Source organism: Mesorhizobium sp. B2-4-18 (genome assembly GCF_006441385.1).
GTDB classification, from domain to species: domain Bacteria; phylum Pseudomonadota; class Alphaproteobacteria; order Rhizobiales; family Rhizobiaceae; genus Mesorhizobium; species Mesorhizobium australicum.
This window is the reverse complement of the sequence record NZ_VFUW01000009.1, coordinates 52,898-70,790: the sequence shown is the minus strand read 5'-3', so window position 1 is coordinate 70,790 and position 17,893 is coordinate 52,898. Positions and strand designations below refer to the sequence as shown.

The following is a 17,893-nucleotide window of genomic DNA, read 5'->3' as shown; positions in this document are numbered from 1 at the left end:
CGGATTTCAGGGAAAATGTTCCGGCCTCCTAGTGCGTTCGAATGCTTCACGAGTGCCTAAGGGAGCGCATAACCTCTTGGCCGGCGAGAGGACGCGGCCCCCCGCTAATCTCTCTGGCTGGGCTCGGCGTCTTTCAGGCAACTCTCCTTCAGGGCGCCGAGCCGACAAAACTCTGCTTGCCAAGGCCGCAGCCAATTGGGATCGATCGCCCTCGGGACATTTTAGCTTGAATGTTCGATCGGCAGTCTAAGCATCCGCAAGGTCGGCCACCACCGAACCAAACACGGGTCCAGCTGATTGGCCGGAGAAGTTCTACCGACGCACAGCGTCGCAAGCCCGCAGACAGACGAGACGCCTGCAGGCAATTTTGCACGACACCATCTTTCGCGACACGGAAGCTCGGATTGTACGCACAGGCATCGACTGGGCTGACTTGGCCGCGCACCCGCTTTCAAGTAGGTCGAACAGATGAAGGCTGGGGAGGGTGAATTGGCGCGCGCCTCGCTCATGGCGTGACTTTGCGCATTTGACGCTGCCCCCTGTAATGGGTCATCAGGGAAAGCGAGGAACAAACGGCGAGCCTTTCGGCGATGGCGCTTTCGACTTCGACGATAACGGAACGATATTCCCTGACGATGAGGGAACAGAAGGCCAAGACCTTGCCGCAGTCAAATATGAAGCGATCAAAGCTTTGGCGGAGATGACCAAAGACGCGCTTCCAGACGGTGATCACCACAAATTCTCGTAAGAGATGAGGGCGGCGATCTGGCCCTTCGAGCAAGCATCGTTTTCAAGGTTGAGGAGGAGCGGGACTCGTTTTCGTCGCGATCCTCCCCCACGCCTAATCCATGAACCTGCATTTGATCGTTCGACCGTCATCCTGTCTTGTGGCCCCGACGCCCCCTGCTGCGGCGGCAGCCGGCTATTTAGTCACCGTGCGAGATGCCCATTGTGCCGAATGGACGCGAAAAGTTCCGCGTGCATGCACCACCTCGTCGTACGGAATCTTGGGGTCATCACGGTTCTGTTTTCCCCGAGAGCGCGGCTGATCTCCGGCCTCGTCGCAAGCTCGGTATCTCTAACGCAACGCGCAACTGTCTTGCCGTGGTGACATCCTACCCTTCACGCGCGGGTCTCTTCGGACGGCAAGATCAGCTTTGGTTCAGGGGGCCGCTATCTCACATGGGTACTCAAATCAGCCCCAGGCGCGCACCCGAATCCTGCCACAATATTGGCCCGCGCCTTCCTGAGGAGTCGCGGGCCGACCAAGATTGGGTCTTTGGTCAGCGGCGGATTCGGAGTGGGAATCGGCCGCCGTGGCTCAATTCGCCCTGCGCCGGAAAGTTCCCCAGCTGGCCTGTCACGATCATGGCCCGAGAGGTCGTGCCCACACGACTGACAGGCGTGCAGATTTGCTCAGAACGCGCCTCCACGGGCTCCCGCGGGGGTGTCCTCAACGCGGAGAGAACTGCGGCGGATGGGCGGGTTAGCCAGAGCCGCAAAAAAGCCCGCTTGCTGTAAGCCAGACGGGCAGTTCACATGGGAAGGACTGCCCGGGAGCAGGCAGGCCGGCACCCGAACCTTGGTCTCAAGCAATGTTCCAGCCCGCCAGGCCGGGCGGGACCCGCCAGGCAACTCTGCAGTCGGCCGACGGGGCCAACGATGACTGGCGGAGCAGGTCCACCGTAGAAACAGAAATGATCCGCATGCGACGTCGTCGGGACAGCCCGCCCGAGCCAACGGCAGGTCACATGGAGGACCGCGGCGAGTAATAGTGAGAGATACCAACCTGATACCGGCCACACGCGTCCGAAGTGGAGAGCGGCCGGTCAAGGGCCCACCTGTTGCGGTCCCGCTCTCACCGGTGCGGGCGATCCTCCGCGATAACGTTGTAGAGAACACAGCACGCCAACAAGGAGACGACACCGCCGAGGAGATCATTCCCCGTCAGACCAGAAAAATAGACGAATTCAAACGCTGACACGGCGTCCTCTCAATTGGAAAACTCCACCGAGGTAGAACCGTCAGCAAGCTCTGATGTTCCGCTCCCGTGTGGCACTTCTGGACATCCTTGACGCCGGGACGGCATGCCCCGTGTCAACCGTTTTGGCCTTGCTCCGACCGAAGCCGGAACCATCGCCGGCGCGGCGAAATCGTGTTGGTCACCGTCGGACGGCGAGCCTTTCTCGGCGCAGTGTCCAGGCGCGATGATGGTCCCGTTAAGGCAAGTTCGCCGGACTTGTGGAAAGGGGATGACGCTGCACGGCTTGCGAAAGGCGCTAGGCGTTTATCTCGCCAAGGCAGAAGCCCTCCACAGGCAGCTTCTCACGTGCTGATGCAGGACGATATTGACGACGCGGAACTCTATCGTGGCGAAGCGTCGTGGGGATTTCTTGAGGACGCAGGCCATGGACCAGTTGTGCACCTGATGAGCAGCAAGCCGCCACTTGGCGGGCTTGTGCTCTGTCAGCCACACAAAGAGGATGTCAGTGTGTGAAAGTCGAGAGCGGCCAGTCCGTTTTCCACCCATGCTGCTCGATCGGAGGGCTCTCTGCACCGGCGATGCAAAGCCAATCCCATGCGGAATCGATTGCTTGCAGGCAATTTATGCTGCACTGCAGCAACCAATCTGGAGACGCGGCGTTCCGTTGTTCGATCCGCTCTGGATCGACGAAAGGATACCGACATGAGAAGTCTCGCCGATACCGTTGCACGCTTGGCTGCTCGGCGAAAACAGATCGACGGCGTCTTGAATGGTTCCGAAAAAGACCGGTTTTCCGAACTTCAGGCGTTCGGGTCAAATCCCGGAAACCTGCGAGGCTGGACATACCGCCCCAAGGATCTTGCGGCGAAGGCCTCTCTGGTGGTTGTCCTCCATGGCTGTACGCAGTCCGCTGCATCCTATGACCGCGGCGCCGGCTGGTCGAGGACGGCGGATCGCAATGGTTTTGCCGTCCTCTTTCCAGAACAGCAGCGCAGCAACAATCCCAATCTTTGTTTCAACTGGTTTGTCCCCGACGACACCCGACGGGGCTCCGGCGAGGCGCTTTCGATCCGCCAAATGATAGAGGCCGTGGTCACCGCTCACGACATCGACCGCACCAGGATCTTTATCACCGGACTTTCCGCCGGCGGGGCAATGGCCGCCGCCATGTTGGCGACTTACCCGGAAGTCTTCGCCGGCGGGGCCATCATAGCCGGTCTACCCTACGGCAGCGCCACTAGCCTGCCGCAGGCTTTCGACCGCATGCGAGGGCACGGCGGCCCCACTGCGAAGCAGTTGGCGACGACCGTCCAGCAAGATTCCGGTCATGACGGACCATGGCCGAAACTCTCCGTCTGGCACGGAAGCGCCGACACAACAGTCAGTCCGGTCAACTCCGAGCAGCTCGTCGGGCAGTGGCTTGCATTGCGCGGCCAAAGTAGAGTGCAACCCGAGACGCAGGTGCATCAGGGCTATCGCCGCGAGGTCTGGAAGAACGCTGCCAATGAGGAAGTCATCGAATCGTACCTGATCGCAGGCATGGCGCACGGGACCCCCGTGGACTCCGCGGACGGATTGAGTCACGGCGGATCCTTTATGATCGATACCGGCATATCGTCCACTTCGCTTATCTCCCGGTTCTGGGGATTTGAAGAAGCGGGCTCTCAGGTCCCATCGCCTGATGTGCGTTTACCGGCAAAATCTGTTGGGCACTCCCCTTTGGTGGTCGCACACCCACCCTTCGAACCGCGCAGCGGTCTGACGGCTGGGCCCGGTCCGCTTATCGAAAGCGCCCTTCGCGCTGCCGGCTTGATGAAATAGTTCATGGCTAGACTTTTTGATGAACCTTCGTCTAGCGGGGGTCGGCCTGCGACGCCGCTATGGAAAAATGGGAGTGCCAGATGAACGAGCGTCTCAGATACCCTTGGCTGTCGAAACGGCAGCTGCTCCCGGGATGCTTATGCTGATTTTCAAACCGTCCGCTGCCCACTCCCGTAGGATCTCACCCTGAAGCTGCTTCTGGACAATTGCATTGACCATGGTCGTTCCGAAGCCGGGCGCCCCTGGCCGAGATTCAGCTTTACGTCTCCCGCTTTCTTCCCACCGCAGGTTAAAGCCGCCATGATGGCCCGTCCCATGCCAGCTGACCTGCAACCGCCCCGTACCCTGGGCGAGGGTCCCATGGGTGGCGGCGTTGACGATCAATTCATGGGCGACGAGAGCCAGTGGTTGAACGACCACCGCCGGGATCAGTACTTCAGGACCGCTCATTGCCGTCCTGCCAGACGCAAACTGGGCGACCTGCCTGGAGACGATTTCGTCCAGCGGCACATCGCGCCAGCCGCGCTCGGCCAATAAAGCGTGTGCGACTGCCAGAGCCTGGATCCGTCGTTGAACGGCCGCGGCATAGAGCGATGCATTGTCCGCCTTGCTCAGCCGAACGATACCATCGACAACCGCTAGAACGTTCTTTGCGCGATGGTCGACCTCCATAAGGAGGCGGTGCTCCGCCGCTTCCAGGCTCTGGATCATGCGATGTTTCGTAACGTCGATCTGCGACGCGAAGTAGTAAAGGAGCGCGCCTTCATCGTCCTTGATAGGGCTCAGATGGAGCTGGTTCCAGAACGGCGATCCGTCCTTGCGGAAGTTCAGTATCTCTACATTGGTCTCGCGTTCACGCTCTATCGCCGCTCGAATTTCAGCAACGGCCGCGGGTGATGTTCCCTCCCCTTGCAGGAAGCGGCAATTTCGACCCAAGACTTCATCGGATGTATAACCGGTCAGATCCAGGAAAGCTCTGTTGGCGAGCACGATAGGATTGTCAGGCTGCCGAGCATCGGTGATGACTATGGGCATGCGCGTGCGTTCGAACGCCGCCGACGCCAACTCCTTGCGATCCGCCCATGCAGTGGTGGCTGCTGCGGCCGGCGCGTCGCCATGGAGGGCTGACGGTGATTTAGCGTTGTCAGGCACTCTTTGCTCACTCGATAGAGGTCAGCGATAACGTCCGACTTCCTACAAGGTTTCCAATGTGATGTTTCGAACCGGACTGGTAGAAGGAGTAAAGCCGCGTAATCCGTTCTTCGAATTACTTGAGGCGAGCAACCGGGGTGCCGCAGCTGAAATGTGCAACCTACCGGGCAGACCAAACATCGCCGGCGTGTATCAGGAGGATACCTATGTTGTTCGACAGCTTGACCGATAGCCTCGATCGATGGCGAACCGATGAAAAGGTCGCCACAAAGGCGGAGCCGCAAACTGCGAACAGATGAGCGCCAAAGCGCATTACAGCCGTCAGCGCAGGACGCTCATCAGGGCGTCCCGACTTTAATCAATGGGCCATTCCGTACGCCACTTTCCATCGACGCCTTGAACCAATACCTCTGCATCGTAGCCAGTGGCCGAGGCACTGCTGGCTGCCTTGACAGCCGCACGGACGGCCTCCGAATGCGCTGAATAGCGATAGTCCTTGCCGTCAAACCGGACCAGCCATTGATCACCGGTCCTTGAAATGAAGTACCTGACATGCGCCATGGCCGCCCCCCCGATGCGTCGCATAGAAATCACGATGTCCACTGGCTGTGCAACAAGCATCACGGGATGACGGCATATTGCCCGGCCAGCCAAACGGTGCGACGTTCGAACGGGGTCAAACGAGTTCTCATTTTATCGCTGTGACCCTGCCGGCCCTGTCCAGTCGACAGTCGACCTCGGCCTGCCGAACTTCGACGCCCCCTTGCCTTGCATACTCTATTTGCACCTTGATTGGTGCCGTGAATGCACCTCCACCTCGACGCAACAACCCTGCGCTTAACGCCCGCACGCGGACAGCGCCAAGCAGCGTGGCCGCGGATGTGATTGCGGAGCGGCAGGCCTGCACAACAGCAGCCGGTATACCGGGTTTCGCTCTGAGGGGTCTCTGAGGCCTGATTGGATAGCCGTCGGTGAAGCCGCCGTCAGTAGATACGGAAGGCTTAAGAATTGGTGGCAAGGCAATCGATTGCTTACCACTCCCGGCGGACGCAGCGGCGGTGGGCCCAGCCGTTCCTTTGGGTGTGGTGGCTGGACTGCCACTGCCGGTAGGCGACCCGTCGTAGGCCGCCGGATCATCGCCCGTACCAATACTGGTCGAAACGCCTGCGCCTGGGTCGCCGACATTGCCGCTGGCACCAACGCCAACGCCAACTGATCCCTTGCCCGCGCCAACCGAAGCTCCGACATGTGATCCCCCTGCATCGCCGACGCTCGCTCCCACCCCGACCGATGCGCCTTGCGAACCGGCGTTTACTCCGGCGCCGACTCCGATTCCGCCGACGCTGGCGCCTACCCCTTTGTCGAGAGCGCAGGCAGGTCCGATTCCAATCCCGATCATCAGGGCGGCGGCGACGTACTGTTTCATTGCTATGTTGACCTCGGCATACATTCGGCTCCACGGTTCACTGGCGCGGGTCGAGCCCTTTCGGTGGTCGGGTCGGCAGCAATGCGAGGGGAAGAGAGAGCGGGCCCAAGACAGCAGCCTGTTTCTGTTTTTCTCGCGAGCCCGGTTTGCGCCTCCATTCGACACCTGATCTGGGTGGTGCACGTGCAACCACACCTGCCGGCTTATGGATCATTCGCGAGCGCGCTGCAGCCGCAGGCCGGTTCCTGGTTGCGAGGTCGTCGATTGCCTCGCGCGCGGCACTCAGGCTCAGGGCCAGACCGGTCGCCCGTTCACGTTCTTCGTCCAGCGCCGCGCTTAACCCTACCGAGGTCCGGTTTGAAGCGTCACGTTCCTTGCGAACGACGTCGAGATCACGGGCAGCTGAATCGGCTCGTTTGCGTTCCAGTTCGAGCGCTTCTCCAGCTTGCCGTAGGCCTGCTTCGGCCGCCTCACGGTTCTTATTGGCGTTGGCCAGCTCGACGGCGGCGGCATTTGCGGCTGTCTTGAGGGCCTCGATGGTTCGGTGAGCCGTTGTGAGCTCTTGTCCCAAGAGCTCAACCTTGTGCCGTTGGTCGTCAAGAGCTTGCGTCACAGCAGTCTCGGGGAGGTGGTTGGAGCGTTGGGTTGCAGCGGCGGCGGCGGGCTTCTCACCGCCCCAGAGAGTGGCTTCGGCCCTGAAGCTTTCGATGGCGCGCTGCGCCGTCTGCAGATCGAGCGAAAGGGCTTCGTCCTTTTGCTGCTGCTCTTTTAGAGCTTGTGCTTGCTTGGCTAGCTCGGCTCGTGCGGCATCCAATTCGCGTCGTAACATCTCCTGATTTTCGCCGGGCAGCGTTTGCGCCTCTGTGTCGGGTGCCTGTGCTTGGCCGGCCACCAGCTCTCCAGGTGCGTGGGATCCGAACGCTCGCGCCGGTGTCTCGTCGGGCTCTTTGGCGACATCAACGTGTTCTGCAAATGCCTCCGACGAGCTGTCGCTGGCTGGGGGAGCCGCTGACGCGTCAGGCGCCCGCTGACTGTGTGCCGCAGATGCGAACAGCAAAACCAGGCATAGCGCAGAGAGGGTGAAAATGGCCCGGCCTGGACTTCCGCGCGTTGCGTGCGGCAAAAGCGAAGTCCATCGCCCAATCAAGCTGAACGCACCGAGGGGGGAAATCGCTCTCGTGCTCTGCCCATGACGCATCGCTGAACCTCAAGACCGCGGCCCTCACCGCATTGTATTTCCACCTGTTGAACATCCGCGCAGCCGAGCAAAAGCGCGAAGCCAGCGAAACATCAGCGCGCGCCAAAGCATCAGTTCGAACCTAACTGCTGGTTCCTTAGCTGCCATCATTCGAACGAACGGGAGATTCGTTCTTTAAGTGCGTGCCTTGCTTGGCTTCCCGCCTTGGCTCCAGCCCATTCCTTTGGCTGCTCCACTGTCGTGCAAAAAGGAGGGAGGCTGCCCTTGTGCCGAAGCGGCGCGCTACGGCAAGGGTGTTTCGCGCCACCGCCATAGCCGCCACCAGGACACCGTCGTCGTGACGAACGCGTTCCGCCAGTGGCCATCAGAGCACGCACGCGGCAACAGTTATCCGCATCGTGTGGCGATCTCTTCGCTTGGGGGGTTCCAGGACGAAATCACCTTCGGCGAAAATCCCCTCACTCGGCCACGTCAAGAAACTGAACACGCAGATCGCGGCATACCCGGCGAGACCCGCCACGCCATCCCGGTATTGGTCGCGTATCGCCAAGAAGCGCGATGACCTGCCGCCTGACCGGAACTGCGCTGCAACCTGGACGTTGGGAAATGGCTGCAGCTTGGCTGGTTCAGGACCCTTTCATGTTCAATTTCGTCTTTGCCACCGGCATTGAAAACAGCGCTCCCACGATTAGTGGAGGTCGGGAGCGTGTCGACGAAATGGAGAAATGTCGCTTCTACCAGCAATGGCGCACCGACTTCGAACTGCTCCAGGATCTGGGTCTTCGCTTCCTCCGCTACGGGCCTCCAATTCACAAGACTTGGCTGGGCGACGGACACTACGACTGGACCTTCGCCGATGAGACCTTCTCTGACCTGAAGGCTAAGGATATTCTTCCGATCGTCGACCTCTGCCATTTCGGCGTTCCGGACTGGGTGGGCAATTTCCAGAATCCGGATTTTCCGCGGCTATTTGAATGTTACGCGCGCGACTTCGCAACCCGCTTTCCTTGGATCCAGCTCTACACACCCGTCAATGAGATGTTCATCTGCGCCACCTTTTCAGCGCGCTGGGGTTGGTGGAACGAGCAACTGAGCACCGATGCCGCGTTCGTCACCGCTCTCAAGCATATCGTGAAGGGCAACGTGGTGGCGATGCGGGCGATCCTGCAAGTGAGGCCCGACGCTATTTTCATTCAAAGTGAATCCTCGGAATACTTCCACGCTGACTCCCCCGAGGCCATCGGCAAGGCGGAGCGCTTCAATAGCCAGCGTTTCCTATCGCTCGACCTCAATTACGGGCATGACGTCGACGCCCGTACGTATCGCTACCTGCTCGAAAACGGGATGACCGCGCAGGAGTACAGCTTCTTTCTGGAAAACCATTTGCGCAGGCATTGCGTGATGGGCACTGACTATTACCAGACCAACGAGCACCGGGTTTGGGCGGACGGAACCACGTCGGCTTCCGGCGAGGTGTTTGGCTATGACGAAATTACGCGCCAGTATTTCAACCGTTACCGCCTGCCTGTCATGCATACAGAGACAAACATTCGCGAAGGCCCGAACGGGGACGAAGCCGTTTACTGGTTGTGGAAGGAGTGGGCCAACGTGCTTAGGATCCGCAATGACGGCATACCGATCGTCGGATTCACCTGGTACTCGCTGACGGATCAGGTGGACTGGGACAGCGCCCTGCGCGAGAACAACGGAACGGTCAATGCGGTCGGCCTCTATGACTTGGACCGTAATCCCAGGGCGGTGGGAACCGCATATAGAGCGCTCATCGCCGACTGGAACAAGCTGCTCGCCACCCAAAGTGTGTGCCTGGCTTTGCCCGTCTTTTTGCCGTCCGAGCAGGACGACCCAAGTGTTCGCGCACAGCAGGACTATGCGCGGGGCCTTTTGCATGTGGACCGGATCGCTGAAGCTGGGGCCGAACCGCTCGAACCCTCCAAGGACAAGGTGAAACCCGATGCGCCTGGCTGACAAGAGTGCAATTGTGACCGGCGCTGCAAGCGGCATCGGGCTGGCCATCGCGACCCGCTTGGGCACCGAAGGCGCCCGCGTTGTCATAGCCGACCTAGTTGGAGCCAATGCGCAGGCGGCCGCACAGGCAGTCCGAAAAGCCGGCGCACCGGACACCGCCGTGTCGGCTGGCGACGTTTCAGACGAGGTTGCAGTCGCACAGTGCTGTCGACTGGCGCTGGCGCGATTCGGCAGGTTGGACATTATCGTCAACAACGCCGGCCTGATAATGTTCAAGCCTCTCGAGGCGTTCACCAGCGCGGACTGGCTGAAGGTGCTGAGTGTGGACCTGCTGGGGGCAGTCCATTTCACGCGTGAGGCATTCGCGCACATGACCAATGGCGGGTCGATCGTGAACATCTCAAGCGTGCACGCGCTTGAAACGACGCCGCATGTTGCCCCTTACGCAGCGGCGAAAGCCGCGCTGCTGTCGCTCACCCGGTCGACCGCGATCGAAGGCCGGGCGCGTGGCATACGCGCCAATGCTATCCTGCCAGGGGCCATCGACACACCGATGCTTTGGGAAAATCCGAACATCACGTCCGGCGTCGAAACCATTAGCCCGGAAGATGTCGGCAAGCCCGAGCAGATTGCCGCGGCCGCCGCTTTCCTGGCTTCAGACGACGCCGCCTTTGTGAACGGCGCGGCGCTCAACGTGGATGGCGGCCGGTTGGCGCGGCTCTAGACGTGCACGCGGTATTGCTGCGGCACTGCGAAGCCAGGTCTCGCATGGATCACCCGCACCGGCGTGGACGGCGCGCGCGTGGGCAGGGAACAATCCTGGGCCCGGGGGCTCGAAGACAATCACATTGTCACGGCTGGAGAAAGGCTCGCATCAAGCTGGGCAGCCCAGATTGCATCCCTCAGCGCTCCGGCAGGAGCATCTCCGGACAGCGGCAGCGATGCGGACCAATGCCACGAAGGAGATCACGAGAGGCGCGATGGGCGGCATGAATGCGGACGAGCGGTCTCCAGCGGTCGGCCTACCAGGAGCCGAGCCTCGTCGGCCAACCAGCTCGCCGGCCGTCAGTCCATTCGATTGCCGTTGAGGTCGCCGCCACTGGCCGCCGCCTTGTTCCGCAATATTTGGAGAATCGGAGGTGCACAAGGATGGGACGGCGATGGCCGAGGAATGCTGCGTTTGTCCCGAGCGGCCGAGCGCCTCTCGAAACATTGAAAATTCGATCTAGATCACTGTGGCCCAGGGAGATCAGGCCGTGCTTTACACGCACTGCTGGTAGCGCTACCACTTCAGATGGAGGACGCGGCAAGACCGGAAGCTGCGTATGTGAAGTGGACGTCTTCCTGCAGGCGTCTAATCGCTCGGGAGGAAATCGATGGCGTCCGTTGCGATCCGCGATGTCTATAAGTTCTTCGGCGTCGCCGAGATTCTCCATGGCGTCGGCATCGACATAGAAGACGGCGAGTTCGTCACGCTCGTCGGCCCCTCGGGCTGTGGGAAGTCGACGCTGTTGCGCATGATCGCGGGCCTGGAGGGCATCACGCGCGGCGAGATCGCCATTGGCGGGCGCGTTGTCAACGCGGTCGCCCCCAAGGAGCGCGACATTGCCATGGTGTTCCAGAACTACGCGCTCTATCCACATATGACGGTGCGAGAGAATATGGCGTTCTCCCTGATGTTGAAGCGTGTCTCGAAGCAGGAGAGCGATGCCAAGGTTGCGCGTGCCGCGGAAATTCTCAACCTCACGCCGCTTCTGTCGCGCTATCCCCGGCAGCTTTCCGGCGGGCAGCGGCAGCGCGTGGCGATGGGCCGGGCGATCGTTCGCGACCCGCAGGTGTTCTTGTTCGACGAGCCCCTCTCCAATCTGGATGCCAAGCTGCGCGTGCAGATGCGCGCAGAGATCAAGGAACTGCACCAGCGCCTGAAGACCACGACCGTCTATGTCACTCACGACCAGATCGAGGCGATGACGATGGCCGACAAGATCGTCGTCATGCATGACGGCAATGTGGAGCAGATCGGGCGCCCGCTCGATCTTTATGACCGCCCCGACAATCTTTTCGTGGCGATGTTCATCGGCTCTCCAGCCATGAACATGCTGACAGGACGCATTGGCGCCAGCGGCTTTGAAGGCAGCTCCGGCGTCGCCGTACACTTGCCGCAGACGCCGAAAGGCCTGAATGGAGGTCGAGTGGTACTTGGCATCCGGCCAGAGCATCTGCGCCTCTGCGACCAGGGCTTTCCCGTCACCATCTCCGTCATCGAACCGACCGGGTCGGAGTTGCAGATCATCGGCCGCGCGCCTGGCGGCGAAGAGATCGTCGCGAATTTTCGGGAGCGCCACCCGTTCCAGCCGGGCCAAACCGTCAGGCTCGCCGCCGAACCAAGCCTGGTCCATCTCTTTGACGCAGATACGGGCCGCCGGCTTTGAATATGCCGAGGTCAGCCAATCAAACAGGAGGAAATGGCCATGAGATACACCAGAAGAGACGTGATCCGCACCAGCGCCGTTGCTGCGGCGGCCGGAGCAATCGGTAGCCGGCTGCTTGGCACGTCAGCCTTTGCCCAGGATGGGCCGAAATACACGCCCGAAAAGGGCGCCAAGCTCAGGCTCCTTCGCTGGTCACCATTCGTCCAGGGTGATGAGAACGCCTGGCTGGCGCAGACGAAGAAATTCACCGATGCCACCGGTGTCGAGGTGCGCGTCGACAAGGAGAGCTGGGAGGACATTCGTCCCAAAGCGGCGGTCGCCGCCAATGTCGGCTCGGGTCCTGACCTGATGTTCGTCTGGTTCGACGATCCGTTCCAATATCCCGACAAGCTCCTCGATGTGACCGATCTCGGAGATTATCTGGGCAAGAAATATGGCGGCTGGCACGAGGGCCCAAAGAGCTACGCCACCAAGGACGGCAAGTTCATCGGGCTGCCGCTGGCTACCATAGGCAACGCGATCGTCTACCGCGAGAGTTGGGTCAAGGAGGCCGGCTTTTCCGAGTTCCCGAAGGACACCGACAGCTTCCTCGAATTGTGCAAGGCTCTGCAAGCCAAGGGCCACCCAGCCGGCTTCACCCATGGCCACGGCGTCGGCGACGGCAACAACTACGCCCACTGGCTCTTATGGAGCCATGGCGGCAAGATGGTCGACGAGAACAGCAAGGTGGTGATCAACAGTCCCGAGACGCTGAAGGCGATCGAATATGCCCAGGCCCTCTACAAGACCTTCATCCCTGGCACCGAAAGCTGGCTCGACGTCAACAACAATCGTGCCTTCCTGGCCGGCGAGCTGTCGGTCATCGCCAACGGTATCTCGGCCTATGAAACAGCCAGGATCAACAAGGACAAGGATCCCAAGCTGGCTGAAATGGCCAAGGACATCCGCACGGCCAGCTTGCCGATCGGTCCGGTCGGCAAGGCGGTGGAGCTTTACCAGGTCACTTCGGCGGTGATCTTCAACTACACGCCCTATCCCAACGCGGCCAAGGCCTATCTGCAGTTTATGTTCGAGGAACCGCAGATGTCGGAATGGATCAAGGGCTCTTCCGGCTATTGCTGCCAGACCTTGAAGGCCTACGACGACAATCCGATCTGGAAGGCCGATCCAAACTATGCGCCCTATGCCAAGGCGTCAGCGACGCTGCGCAACAACGGCTACGCAGGGCCGCTCGGCTACGCGTCCGCCGCGACCATGGCCGACTATGTGCTGGTCGACATGTTCGCCAAGGCGGTGACTGGTCGGGCGACACCGCAGGAGGCAATGGAAGAGGCCGAAAAGCGCGCCAACAGGTATTACCGGGTGTAGTCTGGACGTGTTCTTCCATTCGCGGGGGAAGACGCTTGTTGTTTTCCGGTCGACCCCAGCAGGCGCCGCGACGTGCCGCCGAAAGGCACGCGCCCGCAAGGAGAGAGCGCGGACCAATGGGCCCGCGCGCCTGTAATCCACGAAGGTCGAAGGACTGCTGCAACTCGATACCCGCCACAGGAGCCTTTCATGGCCGTGACAACCGCCACCCCGCCCCGCCCTTCCTTCTTGTCGCGCATTGCCGAAAGCCGTGGCCTGCTCAGCTTTGGCTTTATGCTGCCGACAGTGGTGCTGCTGCTGGTCTTTCTGACCTATCCGCTCGGGCTGGGCGTCTGGCTCGGCTTTACCGACGCCCGCATCGGCAGGCCGGGCGTCTTCATCGGCCTGGAGAATTATGAATACCTCTGGGACGACAGCGTGTTCTGGCTGTCCGTGTTCAACACGCTTCTCTACACGGTGAGCGCGTCTATCCTGAAGTTCGCCCTCGGCCTTTGGCTGGCGTTGCTGCTCAACGAGAACCTGCAGTTCAAATCGTTTTTCCGCGCCGTGGTGCTTCTTCCCTGGGTGGTGCCGACGGTGCTATCGGCGATCGCCTTCTGGTGGATCTACGATTCGCAATTCTCGATCATCTCCTGGGCCCTCAAGCAGATGGGCCTCATCGACCACAACATCAACTTCCTTGGCGATCCGCAAAACGCGCGCGCTTCGGTGATCGCCGCTAATGTCTGGCGCGGCATTCCCTTCGTCGCCATAACGCTGCTTGCCGGCCTGCAGACGATCCCGCAATCACTCTACGAAGCCGCCACGCTGGACGGCGCCGGTCGATGGCAGCTGTTTCGTTATGTCACCTTGCCGCTGCTGACGCCGATCATCGCCATCACGATGACCTTTTCGGTACTGTTCACCTTCACCGATTTCCAGCTCATCTATGTGCTGACGCGCGGCGGCCCGGTGAACGCCACACATCTCATGGCGACGCTTTCTTTCCAACGTGGCATTTCGGGCGGGCAGCTCGGCGAAGGCGCAGCCATCGCCGTGGCGATGATCCCGTTCCTACTAGGCGCGATCCTGTTCAGCTATTTCGGCCTGCAGCGACGCAGATGGCAGCAAGGCGGCGGAGATTGAGATGGCTCTGACCGACCCCAAGGCCAACGCAGCCGGCGGCGACGAAGGTGGCATGAGCTATCTGCAAAGCATGCCGCGTCGCGTGGTCACGATCTATGTCCCGCTGGCCATATTTGTCATCGTGCTGCTCTTTCCCTTTTACTGGATGACGATCACCGCCATCAAACCCAACGCAGAAATGACGAGTTACGATACATCGAGCCCGTTCTGGGTCGTCCACCCGACCTTGCAGAACATCCGCTATCTGCTTTTCGAGACCTCCTATCCCGGCTGGCTGCTCAACACGACGATTATTGCGGTCGCCGCTACCGTGCTGTCGCTTGTCGCCGCGGTGTTGGCTGCGTATGCGATCGAGCGACTGCGTTTTTCCGGCTCGCGCCAGGTCGGGCTGGCCGTGTTCCTCGCCTATCTGGTCCCACCGTCCATCCTGTTCATTCCGCTGTCGGTGATGGTGTTTAATCTCGGGCTTTATGACACGCCCTTTGCCTTGATCCTGACTTATCCGACTTTCCTGGTGCCTTTCTGCACCTGGTTGCTGATGGGCTATTTCCGTTCCATTCCCTTCGAACTGGAGGAGTGCGCCCTCATCGACGGCGCCAGCCGCTGGCAAGTGCTAACCAAGATCGTGCTGCCGCTGTCGGTACCAGGGCTGATCTCGGCGGGTATCTTCGCCTTCACGCTGTCGTGGAATGAGTTCATCTACGCCCTCACCTTCATCCAGTCGTCCGAGAATAAGACCGTGCCGGTGGGCGTGCTGACCGAGCTGGTCCGCTCCGACGTTTACGAATGGGGTTCGCTTATGGCAGGCGCCCTGATAGGCTCGCTGCCGGTGGTGATCCTTTATTCCTTCTTCGTCGAGCACTACGTGTCGTCAATGACCGGCGCGGTCAAAGAGTAGCCCACGGCAGTGACCGGCGGCCATGGCACCTTATCGCGTGCGCCACGGCGCACCGGAAGCATTATATTCGCTTAAACTAACGCTTGCCGTTCGTGGCCCGCCGATTATGGTGAGGTTCCTGAGCCGGCACGGGATATGGACTTGCCTCGTCGATCAGTTCGATCGCATCTGCTTGCTTTGACCGCCGCCGCAGTTGTCCCGGTGTGGCTGTTTGCCGGCTATCTGCTAGGCCAATATGCCCTGCATGAACGATATCGTTTTGAGCAGGATGCCGTGCAAACGGCTCGCCAGGTGTCGCTCGTTGTAGAGGGCGAGCTGGCGAATCTCAAAACCATCCTCGACGGCCTGTCCAAATCCGCCGCGCTCGCCAGTGGCGATCTGCAAGCCTTTCACCGCGAGGCGCTCGATCTTGTCCACGGGACGGACCGGACGATCGTCCTGCGCGATCTTGGCGGCAATCAGCTGATGAACACCGAAATAGGCTACGGTGCCGCCTTGCCGTCAGTCGCACCTATAGCTTCTGTCGAGCGCGAGAAACTCAGCCGTTCCGGTGTTTTCGTCAGCGATGTCTTCAGCGGCAAAGGCTCGGGCGAATACCGCGTAGCTGTTGCCGTTCGGGTGCCCGCCCCGAAGGGGGAGGACCTGCTTCTTACGCTTTCTGTGCCGACTGCCCGGATCCGCGATGTTCTGATGCCGGCGGTCCCGCAAGGATGGACTGTGGGCGTGGGAGATCGCGACGGAAATTACGTTGCACGTTCCAGGTTCCACGACGAATGGACCGGGAAGCGCGGATTGCCCGAATACGTGGAAAAGATAGTCGGGCGCTCGGGCTCATTCACGTCACGCAATTTCGAAGGGGAGACGCTGCTGGCGGGCTACTACAGGTCTCCGGACTCTGATTGGTTTTACACAGCAAACGTGCCGCTTGCAGCAGCGCAGGCGCCGCTCTGGCGCTCGCTTGCGGCGATCTGCGGGATAGGTCTCCTGTCGCTTCTTGTCTCGGTTGCTCTGGCATATTTCGTCGGCAAAGGATTCACCCGGGCCACCGCTGAACTGGCGACACGGGCCGAAGCGCTGGGTCACGGCCGCAGCGTCGAAGCCTTGTCGACCTCGGTTACGGAGTTCGCTGCCATCGCCCAGGCGATGGTGGATGCGGAGCGGGCGATCGCCGAACGGCGCTACGAGCTGGAGGCGGTGTTGGAGACAGCGCCGGCGGCAGTCTGGTTTACCTATGATCCGAAGGCTCTTCAGGTCATCCGCAACCGCTTCGCGGCAGAACTCATGGGCCTGCCGACAGACGCGCACAAAACCTTCGGCAGCCCCGACCTTGTCATCGACACGGTGGCCGTCAAGGACGGGCACATAGTGAGCCGCGAAGACCGCCCTCTTAGCCGCGCCATGCGCGGGCAGCTGACGGATCACGAAGAGTTCGTCTACACGTTGCCGTCAGGTATCGAGCGCCTTCTACTTTCCAGCGCACGTCCAATTCGCAACCCCAGTGGCAGCATTATTGGCGCCGTTCAAATCAGCCTCGACATAACGGAACGCAAACGCGGCGAGGAGCAGCTCAAATTGCTGACCAATGAGCTGAACCATCGCGTGAAGAATATCCTTGCCGTGGTTCAGTCCATTGCCTCCCAGACACTTCGCAACGCCACAAGCCTGGCTGAAGCAGGACGCACGCTCTCCAGCCGTCTCGTCTCGCTGGCCAAGGCCAACGATCTGCTTATTCAGCAGAACTGGAGTGGCGCCGACGTCAGGGATCTGATTGCCACATCGGTCAGCTCACACGCACCGATCGACCGCTTCGGGATTAGCGGCGAGTCGGTCTGGCTATCACCGAACGTCGCTCTTTCGGCCGCTCTGGCTTTTCATGAGCTTACGACGAATGCGCTCAAGTATGGAGCACTGTCGAACGAAACCGGCACGGTGTCGATTCATTGGAAGCTCGTCGGTCAAAAACAGCATCGCTGGCTCAATTTAGAATGGCGCGAACGGGGAGGTCCGCCCGTCGAACCGATCGAGCGAAAGGGCTTCGGCACGCAGCTCCTCGAGCGCGTGTTTGCGTCCGGCACGTCCGGACGCGTCACTCTGAAGTTCCACAAATCGGGACTGATCTGCACCATGCGAATGAATGCTGCGTCTGAGGTCAATCCCGCGGTGGACAACGGCGACAGCCGCAGAGGCGAAATGTAGAGATCTTCCTAGCGAAGCTCTCCCGGCTGCGCAGGAACGCGAAAGATCAACCCGTCTTTCGCATAGTCGGTCGGCTGCCCAATCCGACGCATACACGATTGGTAAGGATGGGCCGGATTGAAATTAACGACCGCTTCGAGGCCAAGGTGTGCGGTCTTTCAGGTCGTGGACAAGTCAAACCACCCCGGCAAAGGCGCGAACGGATTAATGAGAGGGGGTCGATCACTGCTCCTCGTCTTCTTCCTGCGCACAGCTGTTCCAATCGAACGTTGCCCATTTCATGCATGTCGGTCGTGCACCGAACCGC

Annotated in this window: 13 protein-coding genes; 8 read left to right on the top strand and 5 right to left on the bottom strand. The window is 60.5% G+C overall.

Features of this window, described 5'->3' with window-relative positions:
• Positions 1-505 precede the first annotated feature (505 nt).
• Positions 506-736: a hypothetical protein gene (locus FJ527_RS21215; RefSeq protein WP_140824023.1), complete on the bottom strand. Its 231-nt coding sequence runs from the start codon at positions 734-736 to the stop codon at positions 506-508.
• Between the two features lie 1,950 nt (positions 737-2,686).
• Here FJ527_RS21215 and FJ527_RS21210 point away from each other — a divergent pair.
• Positions 2,687-3,805 (top strand): PHB depolymerase family esterase, encoded by a 1,119-nt coding sequence (locus FJ527_RS21210; RefSeq protein WP_140619108.1) that lies wholly within the window; start codon positions 2,687-2,689, stop codon positions 3,803-3,805.
• Positions 3,806-3,898: 93 nt separating this feature from the next.
• Here FJ527_RS21210 and FJ527_RS21205 read toward each other — a convergent pair whose 3' ends face one another.
• From FJ527_RS21205 to FJ527_RS21190, 4 genes are all read right to left on the bottom strand, one after another.
• The gene (locus tag FJ527_RS21205) at positions 3,899-4,957 is read right to left on the bottom strand and encodes a PAS domain-containing protein (RefSeq protein ID WP_140661333.1); all 1,059 of its coding nucleotides are present in this window, start codon (positions 4,955-4,957) and stop codon (positions 3,899-3,901) included.
• Positions 4,958-5,311: 354 nt separating this feature from the next.
• Positions 5,312-5,518 carry a DUF2188 domain-containing protein gene (locus tag FJ527_RS21200; protein ID WP_181166425.1) on the bottom strand — a complete coding sequence of 69 codons (207 nt, stop codon included), beginning with the start codon at positions 5,516-5,518 and terminating at the stop codon, positions 5,312-5,314.
• 127 nt (positions 5,519-5,645) lie between these two features.
• Positions 5,646-6,383, bottom strand: coding sequence for a hypothetical protein (locus tag FJ527_RS29655; protein WP_140619288.1), 738 nt, complete (start codon positions 6,381-6,383; stop codon positions 5,646-5,648).
• Positions 6,384-6,420: 37 nt separating this feature from the next.
• Positions 6,421-7,275, bottom strand: a complete 855-nt coding sequence (locus FJ527_RS21190) for a hypothetical protein (protein WP_140619102.1) — start codon at positions 7,273-7,275, stop codon at positions 6,421-6,423.
• Positions 7,276-8,220: 945 nt separating this feature from the next.
• On the opposite strand from FJ527_RS21190, the gene FJ527_RS21185 reads away from it, so the two are divergent.
• The 7 genes from FJ527_RS21185 to FJ527_RS21155 all read left to right on the top strand — a co-directional run bounded on the left by FJ527_RS21185 (position 8,221) and on the right by FJ527_RS21155 (position 17,586).
• Positions 8,221-9,567: a family 1 glycosylhydrolase gene (locus FJ527_RS21185; protein WP_140619100.1), complete on the top strand. Its 1,347-nt coding sequence runs from the start codon at positions 8,221-8,223 to the stop codon at positions 9,565-9,567.
• Positions 9,554-10,291 carry an SDR family oxidoreductase gene (locus FJ527_RS21180; RefSeq protein ID WP_140619098.1) on the top strand — a complete coding sequence of 246 codons (738 nt, stop codon included), beginning with the start codon at positions 9,554-9,556 and terminating at the stop codon, positions 10,289-10,291. Before FJ527_RS21185 ends, FJ527_RS21180 begins: the two co-directional genes overlap by 14 nt.
• A 652-nt stretch (positions 10,292-10,943) precedes the next feature.
• Positions 10,944-11,999, top strand: coding sequence for a sn-glycerol-3-phosphate ABC transporter ATP-binding protein UgpC (gene ugpC / locus FJ527_RS21175; protein WP_140824021.1), 1,056 nt, complete (start codon positions 10,944-10,946; stop codon positions 11,997-11,999).
• A gap of 39 nt (positions 12,000-12,038) precedes the next feature.
• Positions 12,039-13,367 (top strand): ABC transporter substrate-binding protein, encoded by a 1,329-nt coding sequence (locus FJ527_RS21170; protein WP_140619094.1) that lies wholly within the window; start codon positions 12,039-12,041, stop codon positions 13,365-13,367.
• Between the two features lie 189 nt (positions 13,368-13,556).
• Positions 13,557-14,492 carry a sugar ABC transporter permease gene (locus FJ527_RS21165; RefSeq protein WP_140824020.1) on the top strand — a complete coding sequence of 312 codons (936 nt, stop codon included), beginning with the start codon at positions 13,557-13,559 and terminating at the stop codon, positions 14,490-14,492.
• 1 nt (position 14,493) lies between these two features.
• Positions 14,494-15,390: a carbohydrate ABC transporter permease gene (locus FJ527_RS21160; protein ID WP_140619090.1), complete on the top strand. Its 897-nt coding sequence runs from the start codon at positions 14,494-14,496 to the stop codon at positions 15,388-15,390.
• Between the two features lie 135 nt (positions 15,391-15,525).
• Positions 15,526-17,586: an HWE histidine kinase domain-containing protein gene (locus FJ527_RS21155; protein ID WP_140619088.1), complete on the top strand. Its 2,061-nt coding sequence runs from the start codon at positions 15,526-15,528 to the stop codon at positions 17,584-17,586.
• The last annotated feature ends 307 nt before the right edge of the window (positions 17,587-17,893 follow it).

Coding starts and splice junctions, on each gene's coding strand:
- FJ527_RS21210 (WP_140619108.1), top strand. CDS start 2,687: ATGAGAAGTCTCGCCGATACCGTTGCACGCTTGGCTGCTCGGCGAAAA.
- FJ527_RS21200 (WP_181166425.1), bottom strand. CDS start 5,518: ATGGCGCATGTCAGGTACTTCATTTCAAGGACCGGTGATCAATGGCTG.
- FJ527_RS29655 (WP_140619288.1), bottom strand. CDS start 6,383: ATGAAACAGTACGTCGCCGCCGCCCTGATGATCGGGATTGGAATCGGA.
- FJ527_RS21185 (WP_140619100.1), top strand. CDS start 8,221: ATGTTCAATTTCGTCTTTGCCACCGGCATTGAAAACAGCGCTCCCACG.
- FJ527_RS21180 (WP_140619098.1), top strand. CDS start 9,554: ATGCGCCTGGCTGACAAGAGTGCAATTGTGACCGGCGCTGCAAGCGGC.
- ugpC (WP_140824021.1), top strand. CDS start 10,944: ATGGCGTCCGTTGCGATCCGCGATGTCTATAAGTTCTTCGGCGTCGCC.
- FJ527_RS21170 (WP_140619094.1), top strand. CDS start 12,039: ATGAGATACACCAGAAGAGACGTGATCCGCACCAGCGCCGTTGCTGCG.
- FJ527_RS21165 (WP_140824020.1), top strand. CDS start 13,557: ATGGCCGTGACAACCGCCACCCCGCCCCGCCCTTCCTTCTTGTCGCGC.
- FJ527_RS21160 (WP_140619090.1), top strand. CDS start 14,494: ATGGCTCTGACCGACCCCAAGGCCAACGCAGCCGGCGGCGACGAAGGT.
- FJ527_RS21155 (WP_140619088.1), top strand. CDS start 15,526: ATGGACTTGCCTCGTCGATCAGTTCGATCGCATCTGCTTGCTTTGACC.